Origin of the sequence: Pandoraea sp. XY-2 (assembly GCF_004193915.1) — a bacterium.
In the GTDB taxonomy this organism is placed as follows: Bacteria; Pseudomonadota; Gammaproteobacteria; order Burkholderiales; family Burkholderiaceae; genus Pandoraea; species Pandoraea cepalis.
The window spans coordinates 3,692,050-3,715,986 of sequence record NZ_CP030849.1 but is presented as its reverse complement, the minus strand read 5'-3'; the positions used below and the strand labels follow the sequence as shown (position 1 = coordinate 3,715,986).

18 protein-coding genes and 7 pseudogenes are annotated in these 23,937 nt (G+C 64.0%); 13 read left to right on the top strand and 12 right to left on the bottom strand.

Translation table 11 applies throughout. The annotated features are described in order from the left end of the window. Positions 1–19: 19 nt before the first annotated feature. A pseudogene (locus tag DRB87_RS16735) lies at positions 20–223 on the bottom strand (GNAT family N-acetyltransferase); the annotation flags it as partial. Positions 224–243: 20 nt separating this feature from the next. Beyond that, complete coding sequence (locus DRB87_RS16730; protein ID WP_130026705.1) at positions 244–834, bottom strand: helix-turn-helix domain-containing protein; 591 nt, start codon at positions 832–834, stop codon at positions 244–246. A gap of 91 nt (positions 835–925) precedes the next feature. Here DRB87_RS16730 and DRB87_RS16725 point away from each other — a divergent pair, with 91 nt between their 5' ends. The 7 genes and pseudogenes from DRB87_RS16725 (at position 926) to DRB87_RS16700 (ending at position 8,149) form a co-directional block, all read left to right on the top strand. Further along, positions 926–1,438 carry a GNAT family N-acetyltransferase gene (locus tag DRB87_RS16725; RefSeq protein WP_017235074.1) on the top strand — a complete coding sequence of 171 codons (513 nt, stop codon included), beginning with the start codon at positions 926–928 and terminating at the stop codon, positions 1,436–1,438. Between the two features lie 556 nt (positions 1,439–1,994). Next, positions 1,995–4,814, top strand: a complete 2,820-nt coding sequence (locus tag DRB87_RS16720; RefSeq protein WP_130026704.1) for a xanthine dehydrogenase family protein molybdopterin-binding subunit — start codon at positions 1,995–1,997, stop codon at positions 4,812–4,814. Then, on the top strand, positions 4,811–5,497 hold the full coding sequence (locus DRB87_RS16715) for a (2Fe-2S)-binding protein (protein WP_130026703.1): 687 nt from the start codon (positions 4,811–4,813) through the stop codon (positions 5,495–5,497). Before DRB87_RS16720 ends, DRB87_RS16715 begins: the two co-directional genes overlap by 4 nt. Positions 5,498–5,627: 130 nt before the next feature. Next, positions 5,628–6,880: pseudogene (locus DRB87_RS16710) on the top strand (cytochrome c). A gap of 46 nt (positions 6,881–6,926) precedes the next feature. Next, a complete protein-coding gene (locus tag DRB87_RS24330; protein ID WP_370363102.1) occupies positions 6,927–7,109 on the top strand; it encodes a helix-turn-helix transcriptional regulator in 183 nt (60 codons plus the stop codon). Between the two features lie 26 nt (positions 7,110–7,135). Then, positions 7,136–7,609: a helix-turn-helix transcriptional regulator gene (locus tag DRB87_RS16705; protein WP_370363101.1), complete on the top strand. Its 474-nt coding sequence runs from the start codon at positions 7,136–7,138 to the stop codon at positions 7,607–7,609. Between the two features lie 162 nt (positions 7,610–7,771). Next, positions 7,772–8,149, top strand: a complete 378-nt coding sequence (locus tag DRB87_RS16700) for a VOC family protein (protein ID WP_017235070.1) — start codon at positions 7,772–7,774, stop codon at positions 8,147–8,149. Between the two features lie 85 nt (positions 8,150–8,234). Here the strand turns inward: DRB87_RS16700 and msrA are convergent. From msrA to msrB, 3 genes and pseudogenes are all read right to left on the bottom strand, one after another. Beyond that, positions 8,235–9,022: pseudogene (msrA, locus tag DRB87_RS16695) on the bottom strand (peptide-methionine (S)-S-oxide reductase MsrA). 113 nt (positions 9,023–9,135) lie between these two features. After that, positions 9,136–10,958, bottom strand: a pseudogene (locus tag DRB87_RS16690) (cytochrome c biogenesis protein DipZ). Positions 10,959–11,034: 76 nt separating this feature from the next. After that, positions 11,035–11,478 (bottom strand): peptide-methionine (R)-S-oxide reductase MsrB, encoded by a 444-nt coding sequence (gene msrB, locus DRB87_RS16685; RefSeq protein WP_370364011.1) that lies wholly within the window; start codon positions 11,476–11,478, stop codon positions 11,035–11,037. A 389-nt stretch (positions 11,479–11,867) separates the two neighbouring features. Here msrB and DRB87_RS16680 point away from each other — a divergent pair, with 389 nt between their 5' ends. Beyond that, a complete protein-coding gene (locus tag DRB87_RS16680) occupies positions 11,868–12,611 on the top strand; it encodes a response regulator transcription factor (RefSeq protein WP_130026702.1) in 744 nt (247 codons plus the stop codon). Beyond that, a pseudogene (locus DRB87_RS16675) lies at positions 12,608–14,088 on the top strand (ATP-binding protein). Before DRB87_RS16680 ends, DRB87_RS16675 begins: the two are co-directional and overlap by 4 nt. Here DRB87_RS16675 and DRB87_RS16670 read toward each other — a convergent pair. The 7 genes and pseudogenes from DRB87_RS16670 to DRB87_RS16640 form a co-directional block, all read right to left on the bottom strand. Further along, positions 14,072–14,992 carry a hypothetical protein gene (locus tag DRB87_RS16670; protein ID WP_165385349.1) on the bottom strand — a complete coding sequence of 307 codons (921 nt, stop codon included), beginning with the start codon at positions 14,990–14,992 and terminating at the stop codon, positions 14,072–14,074. The pseudogene DRB87_RS16675 and the gene DRB87_RS16670 sit on opposite strands and share 17 nt — an antisense overlap. 200 nt (positions 14,993–15,192) lie before the next feature. Beyond that, the gene (locus DRB87_RS16665) at positions 15,193–15,381 is read right to left on the bottom strand and encodes a DUF2256 domain-containing protein (protein WP_130026700.1); all 189 of its coding nucleotides are present in this window, start codon (positions 15,379–15,381) and stop codon (positions 15,193–15,195) included. Further along, positions 15,378–15,958: pseudogene (locus DRB87_RS16660) on the bottom strand (lipocalin family protein). The gene DRB87_RS16665 and the pseudogene DRB87_RS16660 overlap by 4 nt, the downstream one beginning before the upstream one ends. A 107-nt stretch (positions 15,959–16,065) precedes the next feature. Further along, positions 16,066–16,752, bottom strand: a complete 687-nt coding sequence (locus tag DRB87_RS16655) for a sigma-70 family RNA polymerase sigma factor (RefSeq protein ID WP_130026699.1) — start codon at positions 16,750–16,752, stop codon at positions 16,066–16,068. A 39-nt stretch (positions 16,753–16,791) separates the two neighbouring features. Then, positions 16,792–17,523, bottom strand: a complete 732-nt coding sequence (gene folE, locus DRB87_RS16650) for a GTP cyclohydrolase I (protein WP_130026698.1) — start codon at positions 17,521–17,523, stop codon at positions 16,792–16,794. A 41-nt stretch (positions 17,524–17,564) separates the two neighbouring features. Next, positions 17,565–18,524: a MerR family transcriptional regulator gene (locus DRB87_RS16645; protein ID WP_130026697.1), complete on the bottom strand. Its 960-nt coding sequence runs from the start codon at positions 18,522–18,524 to the stop codon at positions 17,565–17,567. A 206-nt stretch (positions 18,525–18,730) separates the two neighbouring features. Continuing rightward, on the bottom strand, positions 18,731–19,741 hold the full coding sequence (locus DRB87_RS16640) for a LysR family transcriptional regulator (RefSeq protein ID WP_130026696.1): 1,011 nt from the start codon (positions 19,739–19,741) through the stop codon (positions 18,731–18,733). Positions 19,742–19,875: 134 nt separating this feature from the next. On the opposite strand from DRB87_RS16640, the gene DRB87_RS16635 reads away from it, so the two are divergent. The 4 genes and pseudogenes from DRB87_RS16635 (at position 19,876) to DRB87_RS23990 (ending at position 23,937) form a co-directional block, all read left to right on the top strand. Further along, positions 19,876–21,210, top strand: coding sequence for an MFS transporter (locus tag DRB87_RS16635; RefSeq protein ID WP_130026695.1), 1,335 nt, complete (start codon positions 19,876–19,878; stop codon positions 21,208–21,210). Between the two features lie 98 nt (positions 21,211–21,308). Then, on the top strand, positions 21,309–22,382 hold the full coding sequence (locus DRB87_RS16630; protein WP_130026694.1) for a porin: 1,074 nt from the start codon (positions 21,309–21,311) through the stop codon (positions 22,380–22,382). A gap of 14 nt (positions 22,383–22,396) precedes the next feature. Further along, a pseudogene (locus tag DRB87_RS23995) lies at positions 22,397–22,963 on the top strand (FAD-dependent oxidoreductase); the annotation flags it as partial. 53 nt (positions 22,964–23,016) lie between these two features. Then, positions 23,017–23,937: an FAD-dependent monooxygenase gene (locus DRB87_RS23990; protein ID WP_255501271.1), complete on the top strand. Its 921-nt coding sequence runs from the start codon at positions 23,017–23,019 to the stop codon at positions 23,935–23,937.

Here is a 23,937-nt window from a genome sequence, read left to right as displayed (position 1 = left end):
AGCCGGGTTCACGCCAACGGGCGACGAGCAGCGCACGCTCGCCACGCGTAACACCTTCAGCGACTTTTCGCCAGAATGCGGTAGCGCGCTCACGTGTGAGCGGTTGCATGAAACTCACGGATGTACCGCCCTGCACGCAGTCGATGAGTACGTCGGCAAGCACGTCGATCGCCGCCAAGGTCTGGGCGCCGTCAAGTCGCTGCAGGGCGATGGGCGGGGCGATGGACGACAAGGCAAAAGGAATCACGGTGTTCTCCTTGCAGCCACGAACGGTAACGTTACGAGCCCGACCAGATAGCGCGCAGAGACCGGCGTGGGATTGTGGAAGCTGATCGGCCGATCGAGCCGCATGGCGAGACAATCGCCGCCACCCAGCCGCCATGCGACGTTGTCCAATGTGACCTCGATCGCGCCTTCAATCACCCAGATCTGTTGCCAGACTTCATTCTCTCGCGTGCCGGCCTCATAGGCGACGCGCTCGCCCGGCGGGAAGCGAACTTCGACAAGCTGCAACGGCGACGGCTGCGTCGGCGAAAGGTTGCGTCGCACGTAGCCCGAGTCCGGGTCCGTCCAGACCGGCTGGTCGGCACGGCGTGCGAGCGGCGATGGCAGCGTATCTTCCCTCGCCCGGTCATCGAACAACGAAGCGAGCGTAACGTCGAGCGCAGTGGCAAGCTTGTCGAGCACGTTGGCCGTCGGGCTGGTCTGCGCCCGCTCGATGAGCGAGATGCTCGAGCGACTCACGCCGCTGCGTTCCGCCAGCGTATCCAGCGAATAGCCGCGCTCGCTGCGCAAATCTCGCACACGGCGGGCGATGCGTTCGTTGATGTCCATGGCGTCCAGTTTACTGGAAATTAATTTCCAGTAAAATAGATGGCATTGTTCACGCCGTCATCCACGGCTTCTTGTTTGCGGGACCCCTCAAATGACTTCCTCGCTCATCGTGCGCGACGCCACCGACGCCGACCTCCCGGCTATTCGCGACATCTATAACGACGCTGTCGAGCACACGACCGCCATCTGGAACGAGGTGCTCGTCGACGTGGACAACCGGCGCGAGTGGCTCGCGGCACGCGTGGCGCGTGGGTATCCCGTGATCGTCGCCGAGCGCGACGGCAAGGTCGCGGGATACGCGTCGTTTGGCGACTGGCGCGCGTTCGACGGCTATCGTCACACGGTCGAGCATTCCATTTACGTGGACAAGAACGCGCGAGGCGGCGGCGTCGGCGAGACGCTCATGCGCGCGCTGATCGAGCGCGCGCGCGCCATCGGCATTCACGTGATGATCGCGAGTATCGAAGCGCAGAACGCACCGTCGATTCGGCTGCACGAAAAGCTCGGCTTCCTTACGGTCGGCACGTTCAGCGAAGTCGGCACGAAGTTCGGCCGCTGGCTCGATCTCACGTGCATGGAATTGCGTATCGACGCCACGCGCTGAAACGCGCGCCGTACCCTCCGTTCGATGCCGCTATGTCCAAACAGATATAGCGGCATTTCTCATTGGGCATAGGCAACATCACCCGCTTCGAATAGCAACCGTCCGCGCCCGCTGCACGGCGTGCATTGGACGACGGCACATGCGCATTCTCTCGCGGCGTGCTATGGCCAACCTTGTCATTCCTGGACTCGGCGTGTAGCCTTGCTACGTCCGGTGTCACTCATGAAGCGTCTTCTCACCGAACTTCACGAGCGCATCACGGCAGGTGAATGTCACGCGTCGTGACCATGCCTCGTGGGTCGAGTCGGCAAGTGTCCGATATCTCGCCCCGGTGATCGTCGCGGTGCCGTTTTGTGCGCATTGGTGTCTGCGCGAGCTTGGTGATCGTGATACATCCCCCCAAAACAAGACGGACGGAACGCTTATGCCGCGCCTGCCAAGAAAGCCCGCTCCCCCTGCGGTTGTGTCGAGCGACGACGCTCGTCACAATACCGCCGCCGAATCTCCGGCGTCTTCTCGAAACGCCCAGTGTCCCGATGCCGCCCCCGGTATCGCGGTGACGCGTCGCGGGTTTCTCAAGGCGTCGGTGATTGCGGGTATCTCTGTGTATATCGCCCCGTTGGGCAGCCGGGCGTTCGCCGCGCTGTTCGAAGACAAGAACCTCACGCCGGTTGCGTGGGACGCCGCCAAGGGACAAGCGAAGTTCCGTATCGACGGCACGGCCAAGGTGACCGGGGAAAAGATTTTCGCGCGCGACGTGCGCTCGCGCGACATGCCGGGTTGGCCCGTGCAGCAAGCCCATGCCTTCGTGCTGCGCGCGACGCATGCTGACCGCGCATATCTAGGTTTCGATCTCTCGCGTCTGGACGATGGCCTGCAACCCGATCGTGTTGTGACGGCCGACGATCTGGCCCGCGACGGGATAGCGTTCCCGGCATTCTATGGCGACGACATGTTGCTGCCGGCCGGCAAGACGCCGGCTTATCTCGGCCACGCCGTCGCGATCCTGATCTATCGCGACTTCACGCGCTTTCGCTTCGCCAAGGACAAGCTCAAGTTCCACGACGAGATCATTCGCTATGGTGACGTGACAGGTCCGCTGGAACGCGATCCGTGGGGCAGCTTCCGCTTCGTGCGCGTGGGCGGCAAGACGGCCTATGACGATGACGTCTACTCGAGTCTGAAGGACGCGCCGATCTTCCCGAGCATGATGCGCAAGCATCTGCCCGTGTGGCCGGACGGCAACGACCACGGCAAGCTCGACGAGCAAGGCATGGCCTACGCGGCGAAGATCGGCGAATCGCTCTCGCACCCGCCGGCGAACTGGCTGGTGATGTCGCGCGAGTACCGCACGCAGTCGATCGACACGGCGGCGCTCGAACCCGATAACGCCAACTGCTGGTACGACGCCGCCACGCAGACGCTGCATATGGTGGTGCCCTCTCAATCGCCGTCGGAAGTCGCGGAGAACGCGGCGGCCATGGCGGCCAAGGGCCACTTCCCGGTCAAGCGCCTGATCGTCTATCCGTGCTACACGGTGGGCTACGGGTCGAAGGATCACTACAACATGCCGTTCTACGGTCTGGCCGCAGCGATGTACGGCGACGGCCTGCCCGTTCGCCTGGCCAACGACCGCTACGAGCAGTTCCAGACGTCGCTCAAGCGTCACGCGTTCACGCTGCGTTATCGCCTCGGCGTCGACAAGGAGAGCGGACTGCTCCAGGCGTTCGCGGCCGACATGGAGTGCAACGGCGGCGGGCGGATGAATTTCTCGCCCTCGGTGGCAATGGTCGGCGCGACGGCAGCGCAGTCGATCTACTACATCCCGCAGAGCGATCTGGCGAGCGTGGCAATTGCGTCGCGGGCCATCGATGCCGGGTCGGCGCGCGGTTACGGCACGTTGCAGTCGATGGCCGCCACGGAAATGATGATCGACGAGATGGCGGCGCAGCTTGGCGTCGATCCCATCGAGTTCCGTCTCAAGAACGCGCTGCGCTCGGGCATGAAGAACACGCAAGGGGCGATTCCAGCGGGCGCGGTGCGGGTGGATGAGGTGCTTGCTCGCGCGAAACGGCATCCGTTGTGGACGCAGCGCGAAAAGAAGAAAGCGGAGTTCGAGGCGACACATCCGGGACGTCGTTACGGGGTCGGATTCGCTTGCGTGCAAAAAGACTTCGGCACTGGTGCCGAGACGTCGTTCGCGCGTGTCGAGATCGACGAGACGGGCAAGATAGCGTTACATCACACGGCCGTGGAGATCGGTACGGGCACGTCGACGTCGCAGGCGGTTGCCGTGGCGAAATGGCTTGGCATGCCGGCCACGGAGGTGCATGTCGCGATCACCGACTGGCCGGAGTTGCCGGTCGTGACGAGCGGCGATCCGTATCTGATGTCGCAGGCCGATCAGGACAGGCTCGCTGCCAATGCGCGTTGGTCGCCGGGATACGCCTCGCCGTCGAGCGCGACGAACTCTGCCTACTACTTCACGCACAGCACGCGAGAAGCGGCACGGTTGCTCTTCATGCAGGGATTGTGGCCGGCGGCGCTGTCGATCTGGCGTCGCGGCCTCGGCGGCGGACAGGCCGCACCGCTCGTGGTGCGGGCGGAAGACGCACGCTGGGTCGACGGCAAACTCACGGCCGCCGGGCTCGAAGCGCTGCCGTTACCCATGCTTGCGAAGGCGGCCCACGAACTGGGCCTGGTGACCGGAGCGACGGTGCATGTCTTCAATCGTTGGCAGTGGGCCGAAGCGGACTGGGATCTGGGCAACGGCGCGATGCAGCGACTGCCTGTCGATGGCATTGCGTTGCGCTTTGGAAAGGGTGGGGCCACGCCGTCGACGGCCACTGCGTCGACGTCGGCCACCGGCTATCGCACCCTCGATCGCAAGCGCGTGTACTACCCGCCGGTGCAGCGTAACAACGCGGCGGTGACGTACTACAGCGCCGTCGGCACGCTCGTGGCGCTGTCGGTGCACGAGGCGACCGGCAAGGTCGAACTGCTCACCCATCATTCCATTGTCGAATGCGGCAACCAGATCTCGCCGCAACTCGTCTCGGGCCAATTGCAGGGCGGTCTCGCGATGGGAATCGGCCATGCGCTGCACGAGTATCTGCCGCTTTATGAAGACGGCCCGGGCAATGGCACATGGAACTTCAATCGGTATCACCTGCCGCGTGCGGTCGACGTCGCCGTGTGGACGCAAACCGGAGAGGTATTGCCACCGATCTCCGAAACCGACGTTCCGAAAGGCATTGCGGAAGTGGTGATGATTCCCGTCGTTGGCGCGATTGTGAACGGTCTCGCGCATGCGATCGGCCATCGATTTACGACGTTGCCGGTGACACCGGAGAAGATCCAGGAGGTACTGGCATGACAAACGCTTCGAGCACACCGCAGGCCGCGTCGGACGCCACGGCGTCGACGGGCGCGGGACAACCGATGAGCGCGGCGAGTGCGGCGCCGGCACCGCTTGCGGCGAATGCGGCGGCAGCCCCGGCAAACGGCAAAGCACCGTGGGAGACGTTGCCCGTCACCGTGAAGGTGAACGGTGTGTCGCATGGCCCGATGGACGTGCCGGCCGGTTTGATGATGATCGACTGGCTGCACGAGACCCTGGGCCTGACCGGCTCGCGTCTGGGCTGCGGGCAGGGCATCTGCCACGCCTGCGTGGTGATCGTCGATCACGCCGACGGCAGCAGTGAGACCGTACGCACGTGCATTACCGGGGCGAACTATTTCGACGGCAAGACGGTGCGCACGGTGGAAGGCCACGCGGTGCGCGATGCCGACGGCAAGCTCACGCTCGCACCGATCCAGCAGGCGTTTCTCGATCACTTCAGTTTCCAGTGCGGCTACTGTACGCCGGGCTTTGTGAATGCTGCGACGGTGTTGATCGAACGGCTGAAGCGCCACCCGGTCGCGCGCGCCGATCTCGAAGCCGCGATCACCGAGGGACTCAACGACCATATCTGTCGGTGCACGGGGTATGTGCGCTATTACACGGCCGTGCGCGACGTCGTGCTCAAGACGCCCGGTTGTATCAGGGATGCGAAATGAGAGGGGACGCCATGCGCCTGAATCGCGCCACCCGCTGGAGCGCGCGCGCGGCTTGTCTTGTCGCGCTGCTGCTCGTCGCCGCCTGCAACGACTCGACGGTGCCCAAGCCCCCAAGCCCGCCCAGCCGCCAATGCCCAAGACGACGGCGGCGCCCGCGCTCGTGACGAGCGGGATGGCCGCGGATGCACCGAGTGCCTCGGCATCGTCGGCCAGCGGTGGGGCCGCGGCATCGGCCTCGCCGGCGGAGAACGCATTGCCCGAGCGAATCGCTCGCGGCAAATATCTGGCGCGAGCGGCCGATTGCGCCGCGTGCCACACGAGCGCGAACGGCGCGCCGTTTGCGGGCGGCGTGCCGCTCAAGTCGCCGTATGGCACGTTCTATGGCACCAACATCACGCCGGACAAGACACACGGCATCGGCGGCTGGACCGCCGACGACTTCTACCGCGCGCTGCATGACGGAATGGCCCGGACAAGGCGCTGTATCCGGCCATGCCGTACACGTCCTATCGGCAGATGACCCGCGCCGACAGCGACGCCATCTACGCCTACCTGATGTCGGTGAAGCCGGCGGCCGTGCCCAATCGAAAGCACGATCTCTCGTTCCCCTACAACGTGCGCCCGAGCATGCGCGTGTGGGACTGGATGTTCCTGAAGGACACATTGCCCGATGCCTCGAAGGGACAGTCCGCCGACTGGCTGCGTGGACGCTATCTCGCGAACGCCTTGGGACACTGCGCCGAATGCCACACGCCACGCGGCACGTTCGGTCAGCTCGACAGCGCGAAGCCGCTCGGCGGGGCGGCGCTCGCCCGGATTGCCGCGCCTGATCTGACGCCCGACGCCCTGGCGGCACGCGGCTGGACGGTGAAGGATCTGCAGTCGTTCTTTGGCACGGGAATTGCCCCGCAAGGGTCGGCATTCGGCGAGATGTATCCGGTGGTGCATCTGAGCACGCAATACCTCACACCCGACGATCTGCGCTCGCTCTCGACGTACCTGCTTGGTGACGCGCCGCCCGCGCCGACCCCGCTGCCGGCGCACGCCGACACTAGCCAATTGAAGGCGGGACGCAACCTCTATCTCGCCGTGTGTGCGGGCTGCCATGCGGTGGACGGCACAGGCAAGCCGCATGTGGCGGTGGCGATGCTGGGGAACTCGACGGTGCGTCAGAAGGATCCGCGCAATCTGATCGTCGCGATTCTCGATGGCATCGAGCCGCAGCAGTTCCCTGGGCTGGAAGCGATGCAGGACATGCCGGGCTTCGCGCGCCAGTTCACCGACGCGCAGATTGCCGAGTTGAGCAATTACCTGCGTGTGGCCTACGGCGCTCAGGCGGGCGACGTGAATTCCGAGATCGTCAGACAACTGCGCCAGAAGTGATCCGGTGCACTGCCGCGCGCAACGGCATGACGCATAATGTCGCGCCATGTCCCGCACACAACGTCTCTTCTCATTGATGCAGCTGCTGCGCCGCAACCGCTACCCGGTGGCGGGCGCGGCGCTGGCCGACTCGCTCGGCGTGAGCCTGCGCACGCTCTACCGCGACATCGCCATGCTTCAGGCCCAGGGCGCGCACATCGAGGGGCGCCGGGGCTTGGCTACGTCCTGAAGCCGGGCTTTCTGCTCCCGCCGCTGATGTTCTCCGAGGAGGAAATCGAGGCCATCGTGCTGGGCTCGCGGTGGGTCGCCAAGCGTACCGACGGCGCCCTGGCCGAAGCCGGCGCGAACGCGCTGGCCAAGATCGCGGCGGTGTTGCCGCCGGACCTGCGCGCGTCGCTCGAGGCATCCACCTTGCTCATCGCCCCGGGCGAACCGTTACCGCCGACGATCGTCGACATGACGGTCATTCGCGAAGCCATTCGCGCCGAGCGAAAACTCCAACTGTCCTATCGCGACGAAGCGGGTCGCCTGTCCGAGCGTGTCATCTGGCCGTTTGCGCTCGGCTTCTTCGATCACATGCGCATGATCGTCGCGTGGTGCGAGCTGCGCGACGACTTCCGTCATTTCCGCGCCGATCGGATCGAGGCGCTGACGGTGAGCGCGACGCGCTACCCGCGCGGGCGACGGGCGCTGCTCAAGGCGTGGCGCGAAACGACGGGCAATCGGTGAGCTCCGCCGGCTTTCGCGATGCTTCGCGGGCGCCGGTCGACTGCTGACAAAAATTGACAGCATCGCTTCGTACGATGCGATGCATGACAGCGCACGACGGCACCGCAGATGCGGGGACCGGCCGGGCGAAACGTCATCCATCACTATCGACAGGAGCGAATCATGCTGCATCCGAACTTGGTCATTTTGTATGTTTCGAGTCCCCCCGAAAGCGCGGCGTTCTATGCCGAATTGTTCGACCTCGAGCCGGTTGAAGCATCGCCCGGATTCGCGATGTTCGTGTTCCCGTCGGGGATGAAGTTGGGACTGTGGGCGCGCTATGGCGTGGCGCCGACGGCCATCGCGCCGCCCGGCGGCAGCGAAATCGTGCTGCCGGTGGCGTCGAACGCCCACGTGGACGCCACGTGGGAGGACTGGAGCGCGCGAGGCATCACGATTCTGCAGGCGCCGACGACGATGGACTTTGGTCGCACGTTCGTGGCGTCCGATCCCGATGGTCACCGCGTTCGCGTGTACAAGCTCGCCGACACGCCGCGATAAGCCGAGCGTGCGGCAAGGGTAGGGGCGAGGGGGGCGCCAGAGTCGCGGGCCGCCCGGGCCCATCGCCCATCGCCGCATTGACGCCTTACATCGCGGTGGCGGATTTCACGAGCACGGGCGTGTCGCGATACTGTGCGGGGAACAGACGCTTGAGGTCTTTCACCTTCGGCAGGTCGTTGATGACGATGTACGGATACGTCGGGTGCTCGGTCAGGAAATCCTGATGATAGGTCTCGGCCGGATAGAAGCCCGAGTACTTTTCCAGGCGGGTGACGATGGGCTTGCTGTAGACATGCGAGGCGTTGAGCTGCGCGATATACGCGTCGGCGACACGGCGTTGTGCGTCGCTCATCGGGAACACGGCCGAACGATATTGTGTGCCGGTGTCGGGGCCCTGACGATTGAGTTCGGTCGGATTGTGCGCGACGGAGAAGTAGATTTGCAGCAGTGTCCCGTAGGAGACTTGCTGAGGGTCGAACGTCACTTCCACCGATTCGGCGTGGCCCGTCGCACCGCCGCTGACGGTTTCGTAATCGGCCGTCTTCGCGGTGCCGCCTGCGTAGCCGGACACGGCTTTCGTCACGCCCTTCACATGCTGGAACACCCCTTGCACCCCCAGAAGCAGCCACCGGCGAATACGGCCGTCTCGGTGTGGACCCCCGTGGCGGGCTCGTCGAGCTTTGGGGCGGCGATGACAACGGCTGTCTCGGCACCGCCGAAGGCGTACGCGCCCACTTGCCAGACGAGTACCCCGACGGCGGCGGTGCCAAGCAGCAGGCGTCGCACTCGCGAAGCGGGCGTCGTGCGGCGGGGCGACTGGCCTGGCGTTTCGTCGCGGGCCTGCGACGGGTGAAGCGGATCGAACGGATTCATCTGAAAACTCCCGGCGTCCGTAGACGCCTCGATGGCAGCGGTCATGCGAAGTCGCTGCCGGGTCATTGGATTTTAGGGCGGGGCGCGGTGCGATGCACCGAATGCCATCGACCTCAGCCGAAGGTGAACGCGTAGGCCGACACGCCCGGATCGAGAAACTCGATGCTGAACGTACGGTCGCGCACGTCGCCCGACTGTCGCACCAACTGGTACAGGCGCTGGGAGGCGACGGTGCCGGTACCGTCGGCGCCCACGTCGGTGCCATGCGCGTCGCCCGGCGGCTTACCGTCGACCGTTACGCGAAAGCGCACCGGTTCGCCGCCGGCCTTCGGGCCGAGCACGAGATGCAGGTCACGCGCGTGGAAGCGATAGACGATACGCGCCCCGGCCTGCATGGCGGTGGCCTGTTCCGGCCCACGCGCCAGTCGCCGGCCAGCGCCCATTGGTTGAGCGACGGCGTTGATGGCGCGCGGTAGTCGCTGACCTGATCGCGCACGGCCCCGCCGGGGGAGGCGAAGTTCTCCGCGCGCGTGTAGCCGACATAAGTCTCCGGCGATCGAACGTCGCCCATGTCGGCCGCTTGCTGGATACCACCGGCCTGCACGTCGGCAATGCCGCTCGCGACCTGCTTTGCACCGGCCTCGCGCAACAACTGCTGGATCACGCGTTCCGACTCGGCGTAATTGCCTTCGCCGAAGTGGTGGTAGCGCACGCGGCCCTGGGCATCGACGAAATAGTGTGCCGGCCAGTATTGATTGTGAAAGCCGCGCCAGATGGCGAAGTCGTTGTCGATGGCCACCGGGTAGTCAACGCCCAGATCGTGTACGGCCTTTTTCACGTTGCCGATGTCGCGCTCGAACGCGAATTCGGGCGCGTGCACGCCGATGACGACAAGGCCCTGGTCGCGATACTTCTGCGCCCAGGCTTTGACGTAGGGCAACGTGCGCAGGCAGTTGATGCAGGAATAGGTCCAGAAGTCGATGAGCACGACCTTGCCACGAAGCGCCTGCGCCGTGAGCGGAGGCGAATTCAGCCATTGCACGGCGCCGTCCAGCGAGGGCAACTGGCCTTCGACCGGCAACGGCGCTGGGGCATCGGCGGTGGCGCGCATCGTGGTATCGCGCACGGGCATCATGGTCGGGCCGGCAGTGTGGCTATCGACGCTCGCGCCGACCTGAGCGGCGGCGCGGCGTGTACCAAGCGCGTCGACGAGCCGCTGCTCGATACCCCCTGTCGACGCCGTCGAGAGTTGCGCCAGCGCGCCGGTGTCGAGCCCGAGGGCGATGGCGGCGACGCCCGCGAGCATCAGCCCGCCGAGCCCGCGGCGAACCCATTCACCTGCGCCGAGCGAGCGTTTCATGGCGGCGAAGACGCGTCCGCCGACCAGGAGGGCCAGCCCAAGCGACGTGGCGGCGCCGGCCGCATAGGCGGCGAGCAGCAGCGTGGTGCCGACGCTGGCGCCTTGCAGCGCCGCGCCCGTGAGCACAAGGCCGAGGATCGGACCGGCGCAGGGCGCCCAGAGCAGGCCGGTGGCAATGCCAAGCAGGAACGACGCTCCCGGACGGGGGCCCGTGTTCGCGTTACCTGTCGCGGCGCCGTTGCCTTGCGCCGACTGCGACAGACGATCACCCAGCGACACGAGCGGATGCGTGAGCCGTTCGGCGAGTTTCGGGAAGAGGAGCGTCGCACCGAACAGGGCAACGAGCGCGAGCGCTAGCCAGCGGCCATACTGGTTCGCCTGCACGACCCAGCTTCCGCCAACGGCGGCGAGCGTTGCCACCAGCGCGAACATCAGCACCATGCCCGCAAGCATTGGCAACACGCTGCGCGAGAAGGATTGGCCAGCCCGCGAGAAAACAAACGGCAGCACCGGCAGGATGCACGGACTGACGATCGTCAGAATCCCGCCGAGGTAGGCGAGGATGAGCAAAGTCATGAAGCGCTCCTTGAGCCGCACCCGTTGGCGGGGCGAAGCGGAGGTGGGTAACTTGACGACGGCTGACGCATGGCGCTCAGGCGGGTTGCGGCTGGAACGTCATCGCTAGGCCGTTCATGCAATAGCGCAGGCCGGTCGGCTTCGGACCGTCGTCGAACACATGGCCGAGGTGGCCGCCGCAACGTCGGCAATGGACTTCGGTGCGAACCATGCCGAAGGTCGAGTCGGTGTGCGTGCCCACGGCATGATCCAGCGGCATCCAGAAACTTGGCCAACCCGTGTGACTGTCGAATTTCGTGCGCGACGAGAAAAGCGGCAGCGCACAGCCGGCGCAGGCGAACGTTCCGGCGCGGTGTTCGTCATTGAGCGGGCTGGAATAGGGACGCTCGGTGCCCGCCTGACGCAAGATCTCGTACTGGGCGGGCGTCAGACGCTTGCGCCATTCGGCATCGCTGTAGGCGACCTCGAAGTGCTCGGGATCCGTGGCGCGACGGGCATCGTCGGCGTGTGCGGGGCGCATGAGGCGCGGCACCAGCCCGGCGGCGACGGCGGCGGCTGCCGCAGTGGCGCTCAGCAGGAACGCGCGGCGCGACGGCGTCGGGGCAGCCTTCGCGGCGTGCGTGCGCGACGGTTTGCGCGGTGGGTTATCGGACAAACGCATGACATCCTCCGGTCAGTAGGGCGATCCGGCGCGGGGCTGGCCCGCCGCCGCGTGTTCAGGGGAGCGCGACGGCCGTGGTTCGGCTCAGCAGACATAGCAGGCGTTCGCGCCGGATCGATAATTGAAGGGTAGTGCGCCAGCGATGGCAAAGTCCTCACGTAAAATTAAACAATTCGTGATACCTCGCGGTGCGGGAACTGCGCACAATGGGGCCTTCAAGACCCACTTTTCCAGGAGTCTTTCCTGCGATGGAATCGCCGCGCCGTGTTCTGCTCGTCGAAGACGACGTGCATATTGCCGACCTGCTCGCGCTGCATCTGCGCGACGAGCGGTTCGAGGTCGTGCATTGCGCCGACGGCGACGAAGGTCTTCGTCGATTGTCCGAGGGCGGGTGGGATGCGCTGGTCCTCGACCTGATGCTGCCCGGCGTCGACGGATTGGAAATCTGCCGTCGCGCGCGGGCCATGACCCGATACACGCCGATCATCATCATCAGTGCGCGCGCGAGCGAAGTGCACCGCATCCTCGGGCTGGAATTGGGCGCCGACGACTATCTGGCCAAGCCGTTTTCAGTGCTGGAGCTGGTGGCGCGGGTCAAGGCGCTCATGCGGCGGGTCGATGCGCTGGCGCGCAACGCGCGCATGGACGCGGGCAGCCTGGCGATGGCGGGGTTGTTCATCGACCCGATTGCGCGGGAGGCATCGCTTGGCGGCAAGCGGCTCGATCTCACGCCGCGCGAATTCGATCTGCTGTACTTCTTCGCTCGCCAGCCCGGCAAGGTGTTCTCGCGCATGGACCTGCTCAATGCGGTCTGGGGCTATCAGCATGAGGGTTACGAACACACCGTCAACACGCACATCAATCGCCTGCGTGCCAAGATCGAGGCGGATCCGGCGCAGCCCACGCGTATCCTCACGGTCTGGGGACGCGGCTACAAGTTCGCCAATGACGGTGGGCCCGACGGCACGGGTGCCGAGGCAGGAGGCGCATGATGCGTCGCTGGAATCTCACCCTCACGCAGCGCCTGTCGCTGGTATTCGCAGGACTGCTGCTGGTGTGCTGCGGCACGTCGGCGTGGATGCAGGTGCGCGCCAATCGCATGCACGAAGCCGAAGTGATTCAGGGACTCTCGCGCGGACTGGCGGAGCATATCGCCGCGAACGCCCAGCTCATGGACGCGAACGGCATGAAGCCCGACGCCGTGAGGCGTCTGTTCGGGCAACTCATGGTGGTGAATCCGAGCGTCGAAGTGTATCTGCTCGACATGCAGGGGCGCATTACCGGTCACGCGGCGCCCGAGGGCCATCTGCGTCGCTTGCAGGTCGATCTGGCCCCGTGCATCGGCTGATCGATGGCGAGGCGTTGCCGATCTATGGCGACGATCCCCGTAACGCCGATGTCCGTAAGGTATTCAGTGCCGCACCGCTGCGGGTGGACGGTCGCGAGGTCGGCTATGTCTACGTCGTGCTGGTCGGCGAGGCGCACGACCGCTTCGCGGCGCGCGGCGCGACGAGCGCGGCGCTCGATACGGCGCTATGGTCGATCGGCCTGGTGGCGGCGCTGTGCCTGATTGCCGGTCTGACGGCGTTCGCGCTGATTACGCGTCCGTTGCGCCGATTGACGGATTCCGTGCGCGAGTTCGATATCGACGCGGCCCCGGTGCCGCTGCCTGCCGTCTCCGCAGATGAACTGGCGTCGCAGCAGGCGCGGCCGAACGACGAGATCGTGGTGCTCGAACGTGCCTTCCGCCAGATGGTCGAGCGGCTGGGCACGCAGTGGCGCACGCTTACGCGTCAGGATCAGGAGCGGCGCGAACTCATCGCTAACATCTCGCACGATCTGCGCACGCCGCTCTCGTCGCTGCACGGCTATCTCGAGACGCTTTCGCTCAAGGACGCCACGCTCACCCCCGCCGAGCGGCGGCGTTATCTGGGCATTGCGCTCGATCAGAGCCGCAAGGTCGGCGCGCTGGCGCGGTCGCTGTTCGAACTGGCTCGTCTGGAACATGGCTTCGTGCAGCCCGAGGCCGAGCCGTTCTCCGTGACGGATCTGATCCAGGACGTCTTTCAGAAATTCGAACTGAGTGCCGAGTCGCGCGGCGTCGCCTTGCGCGCGCAACTCGCGCCGCAAATTCCCGTTGCGCGGGCCGACCTCGGCCTGATCGAGCGCGTGTTCACGAACCTGCTCGACAACGCGCTGCGCTACACGCCGTCGGGTGGTGAGATCACGGTGGCGGTGGCGCCGGTGGGCGCCGACATCGAAGTGTTGGTGAGCGACACGGGTCCCGGCATTCCCGAGACCGCGCGCGAAGGCCTGTTCGAGCGGCCATTCACGGTCGGCGGCGCCCGCCGCGAGGGCGGGCTGGGTTTGCGCATCGTGCATCGCATTCTGCAACTGCACGGACGGCGCATCACGTTGGTCGACACGCCCGGGCAGGGGGCGACGTTCCGTTTTACTTTGCCGACGTGAGTTGGTTGGACGCCGGGGCTGCCGGCGCCGCGTCGAAGTAGGTCAGCTTGCGCACGAAGACATTGGCGAACGGGTCGACCTTCTCGCCATGCGCGGCGGGCGAGGTGATCACGACGCGCACGATATTGCCGTGCGCGTCGTACTTGTAGTGGTACTCCGACACATGGCGCTCGCCAGTGGCGGCGTCGGTGCGGGTCACGCGCGTGAGTTCGTGACGCGGTGAGTATTGCGCGACCTCGTTGTCCCACGCCAGCGCGAGCCATTGACCGTCGATGAGCGCGGCGGCGCCGTTGTCGCGGACGATGCGCCCACCGTCCGGCGTGCGCTCCACGCTGGCGAACGTCCGGTAGGAGACCCGCTTCGGCGCTGGACGCACCTTGCCGTCGGCCGTGACGACCTGACGTGCTTCGTTGGGCGCCGACCATTGACGCGAGAGCGCGAAGCACTCGTCGTCGAACCGTCGCGCCTGCAGGCTGCCCGTACGGTGGTGATGCGCGCCGTTGGCGGCAGCGATGAGGCTACGGGTCCATTCCCACTGCCCGTTGTTCTCCTGGCGCACCTGCTCCTTCCATGTGGCGCGACGTCCGGGACCGCGCACGATCCAGGCGTCGGCGCTCTGCCACTCGACGGGGGCGCCATCGATGCTCTCCAACCGGCCGCTGGCGTCATACGAATAGTGGCCGCGGTCGGTGTTCGCGAGCAGGTGACCTTGTGCGTCGAAATCCATCACGAAGCGATTCCCGTTGTCGAGCGGCCCGACCTTGCCGGTGGCGCGATCGTAGCTGGCGATGAAGCGGGTTTCTTCGATCCGGCGAACGCCGGCGGGAATGCCGCCGAAGTTGCGCATCAAGTCGTCCTCCTCGCGCAGCGAGGTCTGCACGCACCACGGCAGCGCGGCGGCCACCTGCGGTGCGTCGGCGGCGGGAGATGGACGCGTGGAAGCGGGGGGTACCGCGCTGGCGCTCGGCGGGGTCGCCGGCGTGGCCTGCGACCGGGGACCCGCGCAGCCGGCCAGTGCGCTCGCCAGTGCTGCCAGGACAAGCGCTGCCCGGACAGGGCGAGCGGAAGGGGCTGAACGGATGAGGCGGATGGATGAAACTGACATCATCGGAAGGGTTTGGCGAAGGTATTTTGTCCCGATTGTACCGGCTCCGGGCGACGCACCCGTCGGCATCGCTCGGAACAGTACCTGACGTCGTCCCACACCCGCGCCCATTTCTTGCGCCAGGCAAAGGGTCGGCCGCAAGCATGACACACCTTGCTGGGCAGAAACGCCTTACCGTGCTGGGTCATTTGTCGGGATCGACGCGATCATGAGACACCCAGACAAGCGACGCCGTATCGACCCCAACGCTTGCGCACGCGCCACAATGCGCTCCAGCTCGCTCGCGCCGAGATGCTTCTCCCTCGCGAGAATCCAGCAGTAACCGGTATTCGGCCCCACCACCAGCGCCCAGCGATAGTCGGGGTCGATGGCGGCCACGTGGTACCCGCCGTAGAACGGCCCGAAGAACGATACCTTCAGCGATGCGACAGACGGCGACCCGGTAAACAGCGCCTTGCCGGTCACCGCTTGCCACCGACCGTTCGATGTATCGAAGCCTCGGTTGAGCACGCGAATACTGCCATCTGACTGCGGCGTGTAGGTGGCGGACACGTCCGTCATACCGCGCTCGAACGCATGGTCGAGGCGAGCCAGTTCGTACCATTGGCCCTGATAGCGACTTACATCGAAGGGCGACACGGGGGAGACCCCAGGCGGCGGACTCGTGCTGGCGCACCCGGAGAGCAGGAAGAACGCGAACGAGAAGGAGAGCGCGCTCAGCAACCGCAGCGCGACGGATCTTTTGGCGGGAACAGCGTTTGTCATATCAGTCCCTGTGTGGGTGAAGGGAAATCTGCGTTTGCGCCCGTCGTTCATCACGGACGTCGACATCGAATGTCGGTATCGTCGACCGTGATCGATGGCGCGAATTTTCAGGACTCGAGCACATCCCGGAGCTTGGCGAGGCCTCGACGAATCCAGCTTTTGGCAGTGCCCTCCGGTACACCCAGCGTTCGGGCAAGTTCCGTGTAGGTGAAACCGCCGAAGTAGGCGATCGTAATGGCCTGTCGCTGTTGCGCAGAGAGGGCGGTCATTGCCACCGAGAGTCGTTGCCTTTCGCGATCTTTTTCGGTCAGTTCCGGCGGCGGGGCGGTATCCGCGGCGATGGACGACATGAGGGTCTCGTCCAGCGGAATCGGTTGTCGTTTGCGTAGATAGCTGATGGCTCGGTTCCGGGCAATGGTCGACATCCACGCAAGCACGTCGCCGCGTTGCGCATCGAACACAATACGACGCTGCCACAACGCCATATAGACGTCCTGAAGAATATCCTCGGCTTCGGCGCGATGATGGATCACGCGGAGGATGACGCCGAACAGCACGGACGAGGTATGCCGGTAAAGCTGCGCGAACGCGTCCTCGTCGCCGAGCTGGGCAAGCGTCACCAGACCCGTCAGGTCGGCGCAATCGCCGAGGGAAGTACGAGCCGACACGCGGGCGGCACCCGCGCTGTCACCGGCCGCGCTCGAGCACGCACTCGCGGGCGCGTTCTTCGACGCGGTACCCGCGACGCCCGCGCCCGTTGGACAAGCGTATTGACTGATGTCGATGGTTGTCATCGCGGCGTCTCCAGGGAGGATGCTGCGGGATCGATGCCGTTACTGCGAGCGGTCGGGCATCAATGCCAGAAACTCGCGGCGCAACGCGGGATCTTCGAGGAAACGTCCCCGCATGACGCTGCTTACCATGCGGGCCCCGTCGTCTTTGGTCCCTCGCCAATGCATGCAGAAGTGGTCCGCCTCCATCACGACGGCGAGTCCGTCGGGGGCGATTTTTTCTTCGAGCAAGTCGGCGATCTGCTTGACGGCTTCTTCCTGAATCTGCGGTCGTGCCATGACCCAATTGAGCAATCGGGCGTATTTGGACAGACCGGGCAGGTTCGAATTCGCCGCAGGCAAAACGCCAATCCACGCGCGACCCATGATCGGGCAGAGATGATGCGAGCACGCGCTGCGCACGCGAAGTGGCCCGATCAGCGTGAGTTCGTTGAGTTGCCCGATGTTTGGGAATTCCGTGACCGCGGGCGGCGGCTCGTAACGTCCCGAGAACACTTCCCGGACGAACATCTTCGCCACGCGCTTCGCGGTTTCACGCGTGTTGTGGTCGTTGTCGACGTCGATGACGAGCGCGCGAAGCGCGTTCTCGATATGCGTCGCGACTTCGCCCTGCAATGTCTCGACATCGCCTTCGCGCAGGTAGGGGGCGATATTGTCGTTGGCGTGAAACCGGACACCGGCGTTGCGCAAGCGCTGCCGGACGACTTGCGACAACGGGACGCCCTCTGCGGCGCCCTTCGTGATGGCCGGTTGCGAATCGATGATCGCGCCCATGAGGTTCTCCGGAAAAGGAATGCGCCGATGCGTCCCGACGTTCAGCGGTCTCCGGGCGTGGTCGCCGGAATGGGCCAGCCTTCATGCTCAGCCACGGCGGCGAGGGCCGCTTCGAACATGGCAACGGCCTTGTTGGCCGCGTCGCCGAGGTGTCGATGGAGCAGCGAGTCGGCCGGTGAACGCGACTCGCATTCATCGCTATAACGCTCGAACGCGGCAATCTGCAGCACCAGTTCGGCGAGATGCTTGGGGCACTCGCAAGCGATGGTCGTCGAGCGGGAAACCGCGCTGATCAGTGTCTCGTTGTCGAACCGACGCGGCGTCCTGCGCCAGATCCGTTCCTGGCCTTCGTTGCTGGAATCGCTGCGGTGCCACGTCTGCAGGTACTCGGCGAGGAGGTCGTTCGCGTGTAACAAGGCGTTGGGAGCTCGTCTGAGGTTGATGCCTTCCAAGCGCGCCAGTTCAGCCGCTCGCGTCGTGCCGAAGGAATAGACGACGAGTACGTCGTCACACACAAGTCGCTGCGCTGCCGTGACGATAGATAGAACAACGTCTTCGTGGAGTGCCTCAACCCGAATGACGAGGCAGGTCGCAGCGGACTCGTTGCCGCCAGGGGAGGGGACATCTTGAACCGTGTCGAGCCGGACGGCATTGACGCCTTTCGGCATCTCAAGCGTCACGCTTTCACCAAATCCCACGATGAAGAGGTTCGTGTCTCGCATGGGGGCGGTCGTAAGCGCGCGGACGTTGTCTCCGCTCGCCAATTGTCTCAACTGATCACTATCCAAGTGGGCAATCGAGCTGATGGCGTGCCCTCGGTTAACCAGTGCCTTGATCGTCTTCAGACGATGGACATCGACATCGGAATACAGGCGCTGACCCGAGGCACTGGTGGGCGGCGACACCACGCCATACCGTTGCTCCCAGATACGCAATGTCGCCGCAGGCATGTCGACGAGCTTGGCTGCCTCGCCGCTTCGATACCGTCGAACTGTGTCCACCGTCTTCTCCACCCTGAGGCCGTTGTCGTGCAAAAGCGAATCAATGAGCCGTAAATTAACTCAAATCATATTATGAGTCAATAATACAAACTCAATGCGTTGAATTTGTAATAAATGAGTCTAAATGTCGACTCGTATTGTCTATCCCCTTAGCCTGCGGTAGAAACACGGCGTTGTCGGCACTAGGCTGATGGATTGGCACGCAGCTAATTTGCGGTTTTCGATCGCTTGATTTTGGGTTCGGCGCGCCGATGCGTCCCGCGCCCGGCGCCTGATTTACGGACGGCCTCTTCGCCGGGCGTCGAGATTGGGGGCAAGCGTTCGGCGGTCTCACGAAACAGCGACCGCAGCCAGGCGATGGCCGGATCACGTTCTTGATACTTGTGCCACTGAAGGTTCTCGACGAAGGCCGGGATGCCGACAGGGCATTCCAGCACGCGAAGGGGGAAACGTTGCGCCATCTGATGCGCCAGCCGGGAGGGGAGCGTGGCGATGCGCGAGGTACCCACGAGCAACGCGGGCACCAGCGTGAAGGTCGGCGCGATCACCGTCTGGCGCCGTGTGCGCTTGCTCGTGGACAGTGAGCGGGCGTCGAAAGTAATGCGACGCCCGCCCCCCCATTCGACACCCACATGAGCGGCGTCGAAGTACTCGTCTTCCGTCAACCGGTCGCCCGCCAATTGGTACTCGGCGCACACGAGACACGAAAACGTATCGTCGAACAAAGGCTCCGCCGGATGGCCGGCAACCTTGGCGAACTCTGGTGCGATCAGCAGTTCTGCCTCGCCGTTCTCCAGATGCTCGGGCGTCTGCGGACTGATCGCGCGCAAATCGAACTGCATCAGGGGCGCCAGCGTTGTCGCGCGCTTGACAACTTCCGACAGGAACACACTGATCACGTAGTCGGACGCCTCTATTGTGAAGCGACGTGTCGATGTCGCAGGATCGAACGTGGGACGTGCGCGCGTGATCGTCTGGATTTGGAGCAGGACGTCCCTCACGGGTTTTGCCAACTCCTCGGCTAGCGGTGTGAGTACCTGCATTTTTCCCACCGGCACGAGCAACTCGTCCTCGAAATACTCGCGCAGGCGGGACAGCGAGCAACTGGTCGCGGGCTGGCTCAAGAACAAACGCTCGGCGGCTTTGCCGACGCTGCGAGTGGATAGAAGGGCATCTAGCACCACGAGTTGGTTGAGATCGAGTTTATTGAATCGCATGACCTGTTTGATATTTACGGTATGGATGCACCGTATTTAAACAATAAATTATATAAATGTCATGCGATACCTATAATCGGCTCAACAGGCACCCATAGCCTGGAAACCAACAAGCATCACGGAGACATGAACCTATGCAGGCGTATCGTAAGGCGGGCTCGCGGCTTGCCCAGTGGGGGCTGGTCGCCACCTTGACGCTGATGACCATGCTGGCCCAGATCGACAAGAACATCCTGGTGCTCATGGTCGCGCCGATCCAGCGTGATTTCGGTGTGAGCGACGTGCAAATCAGCTTTTTGATTGGGGCGGCATTTGCTGTGGCCAATATCGTGGTGGGATTGCCGGCGGGCTGGCTGGCCGATCGATTCGACCGTCGTCTGATCATTGCCGCCGGGGTGTTGGTGTGGTCACTGGCAGTCGCGGCCAACGCTGCAGCGACCACCTTTGCCGTCCTGGTGGCCGCGCGCGTCATTGTGGGTGGGGCCGAGGCGTTGATTCCCCCGTCGTCGTATTCACTGATTCGCGACGGCGTGGACGAGGACCGGCGCGCGCGAGCGCTCTCCGTCTATACGATGGCGTTGATGCTTGGCACCGGACTGTCGCTGGTCCTTGGCGGTCCGTTGATGAGCGTGATTCAGTCGTCCGGCATGAACACCATCCCGTTCCTGGGAAATGTGACGGCCTGGCAGATGACGCTGTTCCTGATTGGGTTGGTCGGCGTGCCGATGAGCGTGATGATTTTCCTGAGCAAGGATCCGGGGCGTCAACGCGACGGCGCGACGAACCAGCCGCGGCGCACGCACCACCTCGCCACCTATCTCTGGGCGCATCGTGCCATCTTCGGACCGTTGTTCCTCTTTGTTGTGGCGAACGCCATCATCACGTTCGGCCTGGCGGCGTGGCTCCCAACGGTGATCGTTCGACGCTTTCATCTCGGCATGAGAGAGATTGGGCTGATTCAGGGGGCCGTGCTGCTGACCATGGGGCCGCTCGGGCTCTGGTTGGCGGGAATGGCGATGGAGCGCAGAGCGGCGGCGCTGACCGGCGTTGCACGGGTGGGCATGGTGACGAGTATTGCCGTTGCGGGACTCACGGTGGCGCTGGTGCTGACGGGAACGCTGCAGACGTTCTGGATCGTCGATGCGCTGGTTGTTCTTTTCTCCTGGACCTTCATGTCCGTCACCTCGACGATCGTGGCGCGCGTCGTACCCACGCAGTCGATCGGCATCGTCATGGCGATCGTGCTCGTGTTGAATGGGTTGCTTGGTCAGGGCCTTTCGCCCACGCTCATCGCCCTCGTCGGGCGACTCCTGTTCGCCGGTAGTGCAGATGCCTTGCCCAATGCCATGGCAGTTGTATTCGCCGTGTCAGGGGGGATCGCACTGGTGGCGTCTGCAGCGCTGTACCGGAGTGTGTCGCGTACCGAAAGCGTCATATCGAACGTTGCGACGCAAGTGGGTGCGCCTTGAGTCGCCGTTGATCGTGCTTAACATCGCACCCGCGTGCGACCGCGCATTGCGACATGCGTGAGGTGGGAAACAAAAAACAATAGCCAGGAGACGTTTCAATGAAGCTCGTAGAAATAAAATTTATTAGTACTGCGATATTGTTGTCGGCAAGCGCATCCATTCATGCTCAATCGAGCGTGACGCTCTCTGGGCTGCTTGGTATGGGTGTCTCGTACACCAGTAACGCCAGCCCAATCGGTAGTGGAGCACTGTGGCAAGCCACCAATACCCACGCCGTGCCGTTCTTTGCGATCTCGGGTAAGGAAGTGATCGACAGCGACACCTCCGCGGTATTCCGCTTGAGCCGCTACGCTTTTCTCAATAACGGAGCCGACGCGCCATTCGAGAGCTTCGTCGGGTTGAGTTCCGCGAGCAAAGGTACGTTGACCATGGGTTCGATGTACGACTTGCTGGCCGATCTGGTGCCCTTCACCTCCGAGCGGTTTACGTCACTTCTCGCGACGCATCCGGGAAATCTTGACAGAACGGTCGGCAACGCCCTGAACAACTCGTTCAAATACAAGTCACCCCTCTATGGCGGATTTCAGTTCGGTCTGATGTACGGGATCGGGCAGGCAGGCTCGACCACCAACACGGGCCGCGTCGTCGGTGCCGAAGTGGCTTACACGGCAGGGCCGTGGCAATCCGTTGCCGTTTGGGAGTCCGTCAATGGCGTTCCGTATGCGCCGGGGCTCAAATTGGGAGTGTCGCACCTGTACGGTCTGGATTTCACGAAGACGCCTACGGCATCGGTATTCCAGAACCAGAACACCAGCACGGTGGGCGTCGCATACGTGAACGACGGCTGGCGCGTGATGGGTAACTACAGCTACACGCGCCTATCGGCTGCTGGCGCATCGGCCACGGCGCAATCGATTGATGTGGGCGCCTACAAGTACGTGACGCCGCAGACGCGAATTGGCGGTGGCTACTCGTACACAAAACTCGAGTCTTACAAGTGGAATCAGTTTCACGGGCATATCGACTATGCCCTTTCGAAACGCACCAGTCTTTATCTCCTCGGCGTGTTTCAGTTCGCTGGGTCAGGCCAGTTTGCCGTGCTTCGAAATCAACCGCCGGCTTCGGCATCGCACCAGGCGGTGCTTGAGGCCGGTGTCACGCACTTCTTTTAACCGGCGACGTGAACATGTCGGCCGGTTCTGTCTCGGGTTCTGATGGAGAAAATGCAATGCAGTGGGATGTGATTGTTGTCGGTGGTGGCCCGTCGGGTTTGACGATGGCTGCCGAGTTGGCCGGCGCCGGCGTAAAGACGCTTGTCCTTGAGCGACGCACCGAAGGCGTGCAGTCGCGCGCAGGCACGATTTTGCCACGGGTTCTGGAGCTGTTCGATACCCGAGGCGTCGCTGATCGACTGATCCGAAAGACGCGTGAAATTGCGGACTATCCGTATCGACCATCGCACATTTGGGCGGGATTCCATCCGATCGAATGGAAGTACCTCGATACGCGCTTCGGCTTCACGCTGGGTTTGCCCCAGAACAAGACCGAGGAAGTACTGTGGGAGTGGGCCGCTGAATCGGGCGCGGTGATCCGGCGAGGCGAGGAAGTCCGTGACGTCCGCGAGGTGAATGACGGCGTGGAGCTTGCGCTATCCGATTCCACCGGCAATCTCTCGACGCTGCGCGCCCGGTACGTTGTCGGCGCGGATGGCGGGCGCAGCGTCGTGCGTTCAAAGCTGGGTCTTCCGTTCGACGGGCATTCGGGGACGTTTCGCGGCATTGTTGTCGACGCTGAGCTTGAGGCGCCGTGGCCGGGGGGCGTATCAATGTGGACAACGAGATGGGGTGGGTGCGCGGCTACGTATTCGGCGAAGGCATTACGCGATTCAATATCGTGCATCGTGATCGCCGGCACGCACCGAAGGACGAGCCGGTTACGCTCGATGAGGTGTTGCAGTGCATTCGTGACGTGCACGGCACCGATTACGGCATCAAGGGATACCGCTGGGCTTCGCGTTTCGATGACCAGATGCGCGCGGTGCCAACCCTTCGGCAGGGACGTGTGTTTCTGGTAGGGGAGTCCGCCCGTATTCACTATCCGGCCAGTGGCGTAGGCATGAACTTCTGCTTGCAGGACGCGTTCAACCTTGGCTGGAAGCTGGCCAACGTCATCAACGGCGTGGCGGACGCCGAGACCCTAGACACCTACGATGCGGAACGCCTTCCGGTCATGCGCCGGCTGCTCGAGAGCGTAAAGGCGCAGTGCGCGTTGCAATTCAACTTCGGCCCCGAGGCCGTCGCGCTCAAGCGGCGGATGCAGGAGCACCTGATTCCGCTGCCGGAGGTGCAACGCAAATTGGTGCTCGAACTCAACGGTCTGGAGACGGCCTATCCGTGCGATCCCGGCAGCCATCCGTTGACCGGGCAGCGGTGCCCAGATATCGACCTGGTCTTGCTTGACGGCCGGTCGGTGGCGATCACGCAGGCGTTGCGCGAGCGGAAATTCTTGCTGATCGATCTGGACGGCTTTGCACGTCAGTTCGAATCGATCGACGTTACCGGTCGGCCGGTGAGCGTGCTCAGGGCTCGTGTCGCACGCATTCCTGCGGTGCTCGAAGGTGTCAAGGGATTGCTGGTGCGTCCCGATGGCTATGTCGCGTGGGCAAGCGAGGCGTTGGCTCGCGAAGAAGACATCGACGTGCAACTTGGCAAATGGATGAAGCGGTGA